Here is a 6,131-nt window from a genome sequence, read left to right as displayed (position 1 = left end):
CCGACTGGCACACCCGCGCCCCCAACGGCTTCTGAGGAATTCACACATGCAATGGGAAGTTGTGATCGGGCTGGAAATTCACACCCAGCTGGCCACCCAGTCGAAGATCTTCTCCGGCAGCGCCACCACCTTCGGCTCCGAGCCGAACACCCAGGCCAGCCTGGTTGACCTGGGCATGCCCGGCGTATTGCCGGTGCTGAACCAGGAAGCCGTGCGCATGGCCTGCATGTTCGGCCTGGCGATCGACGCCGAGATCGGCAAGCGCAACGTGTTCGCGCGCAAGAACTACTTCTACCCGGACCTGCCCAAGGGCTACCAGATCAGCCAGATGGACCTGCCGATCGTCGGCAAGGGCCACCTGGACATCGCCCTGGAAGACGGCACCATCAAACGCATCGGCGTGACCCGCGCGCACCTTGAAGAAGACGCCGGCAAGAGCCTGCACGAAGACTTCAGCGGCTCCACCGGCATCGACCTGAACCGCGCCGGCACGCCGCTGCTGGAAATCGTCTCCGAGCCGGACATGCGCAGCGCCAAGGAGGCCGTGGCCTACGTCAAGGCGATCCACGCCCTGGTGCGCTACCTGGGCATCTGCGACGGCAACATGGCCGAAGGTTCGCTGCGTTGCGACTGCAACGTCTCGATCCGCCCGAAAGGCCAGACCGAGTTCGGCACCCGCTGCGAGATCAAGAACGTCAACTCGTTCCGCTTCATCGAGCGCGCCATCAACAGCGAGATCCAGCGCCAGATCGAGCTGATCGAGGACGGCGGCAAGGTGGTCCAGGAAACCCGCCTGTACGACCCGAACAAGGACGAGACCCGCTCCATGCGCAGCAAGGAGGAAGCCAACGACTACCGTTACTTCCCCGACCCGGACCTGCTGCCGGTGGTCATCGAGGACAGCTTCCTCGAAACCATCCGCGCCGGCCTGCCGGAGCTGCCGCCGCAAAAAGTCGAGCGCTTCCAGAGCCAGTACGGCCTGTCGGCCTACGACGCCAACGTGCTGGCTTCCAGCCGCGAGCAGGCGGACTACTTCGAAGAAGTGGTGAAGATCGGTGGCGATGCCAAGCTTGCGGCCAACTGGGTGATGGTCGAGCTGGGCAGCCTGCTCAACAAGCTGGGCATCGAGATCGACCAGGCGCCGGTAACCGCCGCGCAGCTGGGTGGCATGTTGCAGCGCATTCGCGACAACACCATCAGCGGCAAGATCGCCAAGACCGTGTTCGAGGCCATGGCCGCCGGTGAAGGCGATGCCGACAGCATCATCGAAAGCCGCGGCCTCAAGCAGGTCACCGACACCGGTGCGATCGACAAGATGCTCGACGAGATGCTCGCCGCCAACGCCGAGCAGGTCGAACAGTACCGCGCCGCCGACGAGGCCAAGCGGGGCAAGATGTTCGGCTTCTTCGTCGGCCAGGCGATGAAGGCGTCCAAAGGCAAGGCCAACCCGGGGCAGGTGAACCAATTGCTCAAGGCCAAGCTCGAAGGGTGAGCTGAAAAACGCGGCGAGGGCTTTGCCCTCGATCGCGGGACAAGCCCGCTCCCACAGGCCAGCACAGTACCTGTGGGAGCGGGCTTGCCCCGCGATGGGCCGCACAGCGGCCCCAACAGCAGCACCGGAGCATCACCTTGCTAAAACGATCCCTCGGCACCCTGGCCCTGTTCTCCTTCCTGGCCGGCTGCGCCAGCCACGACATCGACCCCCGCGGTTACAACGAAACCGGTACCGCCTCCTATTACGGCTCGCGCCACCACGGCAAACGCACCGCCAGCGGCGAAGCCTTCAACCAGCACGGCCTGACCGCCGCCCACCGCAGCCTGCCCTTTGGCAGCCGCGTGCTGGTCACCAACCTTGCCAACCAACGCAGCGTGGTCGTGCGCATCAACGACCGCGGCCCGCACACGCGCGGCCGGCTGATCGACCTGTCACGCGCAGCCGCAGAAAAAATCGGCATGCTCCGTAGCGGAACGGCGCGCGTCCGGGTACAAGGTCTGAGCGACTGACACCACTGGAGCCCCGACCATTTTCGATCTGGCCACCCTCCCCACCTTCAGCCTCCTGCAACTGGGCCTGGCCCTGCTGTTGCTGGTGGCCGGCGCCGAACTGATGGTGCGCGCCGCCCTGCGCCTGGCCCTGCGCCTGCATGTGCGGCCGCTGATCATCGGCCTGAGCCTGGTGGCGTTCGGCAGTACCGCGCCGCAACTGACCGTGAGCCTGCAGGCGGCCTACCAGGGCGCGCCCGACGTGGCCGTGGGCAGCGTGATCGGCAGCAACATCTTCAACGTGCTGGTGATCCTCGGCCTGGCGGCGCTGATCATCCCGCTGCGGGTCTCACGCCAACTGGTGCGCCTGGACATCCCGCTGATGATCCTTGCCAGCGCGCTGGTCTACGCCCTGGCCGCCAACGGCCACCTGGGCCGGCTGGAGGGCTTGCTGTTGCTGCTGGGCCTGCTGGGCTACCTGGGCATGCTCTGGCACCAGTCGCGCCACTACGCCCGCACCTACCCCGCCCCGCGCCCGCTCAGCAGCAGCCCGGCACGCTTCTGGTCCGGCACGCTGCTGCAGGTGCTGTGCGGCCTCGGCCTGCTGAGCCTGGCCGGCCACCTGCTGCTCGAAGCCGCGGTGGAAGTGGCGACCGATCTGGGCCTGTCCGAGCGCATCATCGGCCTGACCGTGGTCGCGGTCTGTACCTCGATGCCCGAACTCGCCGCGGCGCTGATCGCCGCCCTGCGCGGCGAGCGGGAAATCGCCGTGGGCACGGTGATCGGCAGCAACCTGTTCAACCTGCTGGGGGTGCTGGGCCTGACCGCGCTGATCACTCCCGAGACGCTGACCATTTCCCCCAATGCCCTGGGCTTCGACCTGCCGGTGATGCTCGGCGTCGCCGCCCTGAGCCTGCCGGTGTTCTATTCCGGCTACCGCATCACCCGCGCCGAGGGGCTGGTGTTCCTGTGCCTGTACCTGGCCTACGGCCTGCACGTGGCGGCCTTTACCATGGGCATGCCGCTGGCTGGCCGCCTGGAGCGGTTGATGCTGTTCTATGTCCTGCCAGTGCTCGGCGTGGTGTTGCTATTCACCACGGTGCGCGCCTGGCGCCGCCAACACTAAGGAAAACAACATGGCTGAAAACAACACTGGCGAACAGATTCGCCGCCAGGTCATGGGCGACGCATTCGTCGACCGCGCCCTGGGCAACGCCACCGAGTTCACCCAACCGCTGCAGGACTTCGTCAACCAGCACGCCTGGGGCAGTGTCTGGGCGCGTGAGGGCCTGCCGCTGAAAACCCGCAGCCTCATCACCCTGGCCACGCTGACGGCACTCAAGTGCCCGCAGGAGCTCAAGGGCCATGTGCGTGGGGCGTTGAACAATGGCTGCACGGTGGAGGAGATTCGCGAGGCGCTGCTGCATTGCGCCGTGTATGCGGGGGTGCCGGCGGCGATCGATGCGTTCAGGGCCGCGCAGGAAGTGATCGACAGTTACCAGGCTTGATCGGTCGATGGCCAGTACTGGCCTCATCGCCGGCAAGCCGGCTCCCACATTGACCGCAGCGCTGCTGATCCCTGTGGGTGCCGGCTTGCCGGCGATGAGGCCGGAAAGAACTCAGCCCTTGGCCTGCCGAGCCTTCTTCAGGCGGAAGGCGACGTAAAGCACGGCAATCCACCCCGGAATCAGCATCACCGAGATGCGAATCGGCGGGGTCAGGTACATCACCACCAGAATCAGCACGATGAACGCCAGGCACAGGTAGTTGGTGAACGGGTGCCCCCAGCTCTGGTAGAACGGCTTGATACCGGCCGCCAGCTTGGCCTTGCGGAACTTCAGGTGGGTAATGCTGATGCTCGCCCAGTTGATCACCAGCGCCGACACCGCCAGCGCCATCAACAGGCCGAACGCCTCACCCGGCATCAGGTAGTTGATCAGCACGCACATGCCCGTGGCGAATGCCGACACGCCCAATGCCGTCAGCGGCACACCGCTGCGGCTGACCTTGAGCAGCTGGCGCGGCGCATCGCCCTGGCTGGCCAGGCCGAACAGCATGCGGCTGTTGGCGTACACGCAGCTGTTGTACACCGACAGCGCGGCGGTCAGCACCACGACGTTGAGGATGGTCGCCACCAGGTCGCTGTCCAGCTCATGGAAGATCATCACGAACGGGCTGCCACCCTGCACCACCTTCTGCCAGGGGTACAGCGACAGCAGCACCGCCAGGGCACCGATGTAGAAGATCAGGATGCGGTACACCACCTGGTTGGTGGCCTTGGGGATGCTGTGGCGCGGGTTGTCCGCCTCGGCAGCGGTGATGCCCACCAGCTCCAGGCCGCCGAAGGAGAACATGATCACCGCCAGGGCCATCACCAGGCCGGTGACGCCATTGGGGAAGAACCCGCCGTACTGCCACAGGTTGGCCACGCTGGCATCCGGGCCGCCATGGCCACTGCCCAGCAGCCAGGCACCGAAGCCGATCATGCTGACGATGGCCACCACCTTGACCAGGGCGAACCAGAACTCCATCTCGCCGTAGACCTTCACCTGGGTCAGGTTGATGAGGTTGATCACCACGAAGAAGATCGCCGCCGTGGCCCAGGTGGGGAATTCCGGCCACCAGTACTGCACGTAGATGCCCACGGCCGTGAGCTCGGCCATGCCGACCAGCACGTACACCACCCAGTAGTTCCAGCCCGAGACGAAGCCTGCGAACTCGCTCCAGTACTGGTGGGCGAAGTGGCTGAAGCTGCCGGCGACCGGCTCCTCGACCACCATTTCACCTAGCTGGCGCATGATCAGGAAGGCCATCAGGCCAGCCACGGCATAGCCCAGCAAAACGGAGGGGCCGGCCAGCTGGATGGTCTGGGCGATGCCCAGGAACAACCCGGTGCCGATGGCCCCGCCCAGCGCGATCAGCTGGATATGGCGATTCTTCAGCCCGCGCTGCAAGCGCTCGGGCGTGCTCTGGTCTTGCATGAAGTGTCCTTTAGCTCAGTGAGGCGATGTTGTTGTGTTGTTGCAGTGAAGGATCTAGATCCATCCGCCCCACTGCAAGATGAAAATGCCAATATTGGTGGTGATCGCCGCCATTAGCGTAGTTATCACGATGATCGACGCCGCCAGCTCGTGGTTGCCATTGGCGGCGCGCGCCATGACGTAGCTGGCTGCCGCGGTCGGGCTGCCGATGTAGAGGAACAGGATGCCCAACTCGGCCCCGCGAAAACCGCAGAGCCAGGCGCCGAGGGTGCCAAACAGCGGCAGCCAGACCATCTTCACCAGGCTGGCATCAATGGCCAGCTTGCCACTGTCGCGCAGCGCCGCCAGCGACAGCGTGCCACCAATGCAGATCAGCGCCAGCGGCAAGGTCATCTGCGCCAGGTAGTCGCCGGAGGTGAGCAGCCAGTTGGGCAGCGGCACCTGGCCGTAGGCCATGGGCGTGGCCACCAGCACGCTGATGATCAATGGGTTGCTGAGGATGCTCTTGCAGATGCTCCACGGGTCGGACTTCAGATCCGGGCTGTACACCGCCAGCACCACCGCCGACAGCGAGTTGTACATGAGGATCACCAGGCCGGCGAGCACCGCGCCCAGGGAGATACCGTAGTCGCCGTACAGGCTGGCGGCCAGGGCCAGGCCAATCACGCCGTTGTTGCCGCGAAACGCACCTTGGGTGTAGATGCCCCGGTCTGCCTCGGGGCAACGCCAGATGGCCAGGCCCCAGGCGGCTGCGAAACCGAGCAGGGTCACGGCGATGAAATAGAAGATCACGCCGGGTTTGACCGCGCTGGCCAGGTCGGCGTGGTAGATGCCGAGGAACAGCAGCGCCGGCATGCACACGTTGAACACCAGCTTGGAGGCGACTCGGTTGAAGTTGTCGTCGATCAGGTTGATGCGTTTGAGCAGTACGCCCATGAACAGCATGGCGAAGACGGGCGCCGTGATGTTCAGCGTCTGGATGAGAAGGGCGAGCATGCGCAAGCGATCCTGGGAGGGTTGCCGTCAGGGGGGCTAATGATACGTCAACGCGTCAGGAGTTGCGGGATCGGCTGCAATTTAAAGCGATTTCGGTCTGTACCGGCCCCATCGCCGGCAAGCCGGCTCCCACACAGATCATCGCTGTCCTTGTGGGGGCTGGCTCCCACA

Annotated in this window: 6 protein-coding genes; 4 read left to right on the top strand and 2 right to left on the bottom strand. The window is 65.1% G+C overall.

What is annotated here, in order from left to right; all coding sequences use genetic code 11:
* Nucleotides 1-31: 31 nt before the first annotated feature.
* The 4 genes from gatB to B3E94_RS17785 all read left to right on the top strand — a co-directional run bounded on the left by gatB (nt 32) and on the right by B3E94_RS17785 (nt 3,491).
* Entirely contained in the window at nt 32-1,492 is a 1,461-nt protein-coding gene (gatB, locus tag B3E94_RS17800; protein ID WP_286914502.1) for an Asp-tRNA(Asn)/Glu-tRNA(Gln) amidotransferase subunit GatB, read from the top strand.
* Between the two features lie 137 nt (nt 1,493-1,629).
* Nucleotides 1,630-2,004: a septal ring lytic transglycosylase RlpA family protein gene (locus tag B3E94_RS17795; RefSeq protein WP_176517454.1), complete on the top strand. Its 375-nt coding sequence runs from the start codon at nt 1,630-1,632 to the stop codon at nt 2,002-2,004.
* 61 nt (nt 2,005-2,065) lie between these two features.
* On the top strand, nt 2,066-3,109 hold the full coding sequence (locus tag B3E94_RS17790) for a calcium/sodium antiporter (RefSeq protein ID WP_286914501.1): 1,044 nt from the start codon (nt 2,066-2,068) through the stop codon (nt 3,107-3,109).
* Between the two features lie 10 nt (nt 3,110-3,119).
* Nucleotides 3,120-3,491: a carboxymuconolactone decarboxylase family protein gene (locus B3E94_RS17785; protein WP_236193540.1), complete on the top strand. Its 372-nt coding sequence runs from the start codon at nt 3,120-3,122 to the stop codon at nt 3,489-3,491.
* 111 nt (nt 3,492-3,602) lie between these two features.
* On the opposite strand, the gene B3E94_RS17780 is transcribed toward B3E94_RS17785, so the two are convergent.
* A complete protein-coding gene (locus B3E94_RS17780) occupies nt 3,603-4,964 on the bottom strand; it encodes an amino acid permease (protein ID WP_176515416.1) in 1,362 nt (453 codons plus the stop codon).
* Between the two features lie 54 nt (nt 4,965-5,018).
* The gene (locus B3E94_RS17775) at nt 5,019-5,960 is read right to left on the bottom strand and encodes an AEC family transporter (RefSeq protein ID WP_286914499.1); all 942 of its coding nucleotides are present in this window, start codon (nt 5,958-5,960) and stop codon (nt 5,019-5,021) included.
* Between the last annotated feature and the right edge of the window lie 171 nt (nt 5,961-6,131).

This window comes from Pseudomonas sp. UBA6315, from assembly GCF_002438125.1.
Classification (GTDB): Bacteria; Pseudomonadota; Gammaproteobacteria; order Pseudomonadales; family Pseudomonadaceae; genus Aquipseudomonas; species Aquipseudomonas faucium.
This window is presented reverse-complemented; position numbering and strand designations above follow the sequence as displayed.

Coding starts and splice junctions, on each gene's coding strand:
- B3E94_RS17785 (WP_236193540.1), top strand. CDS start 3,120: ATGGCTGAAAACAACACTGGCGAACAGATTCGCCGCCAGGTCATGGGC.
- B3E94_RS17780 (WP_176515416.1), bottom strand. CDS start 4,964: ATGCAAGACCAGAGCACGCCCGAGCGCTTGCAGCGCGGGCTGAAGAAT.
- B3E94_RS17775 (WP_286914499.1), bottom strand. CDS start 5,960: ATGCTCGCCCTTCTCATCCAGACGCTGAACATCACGGCGCCCGTCTTC.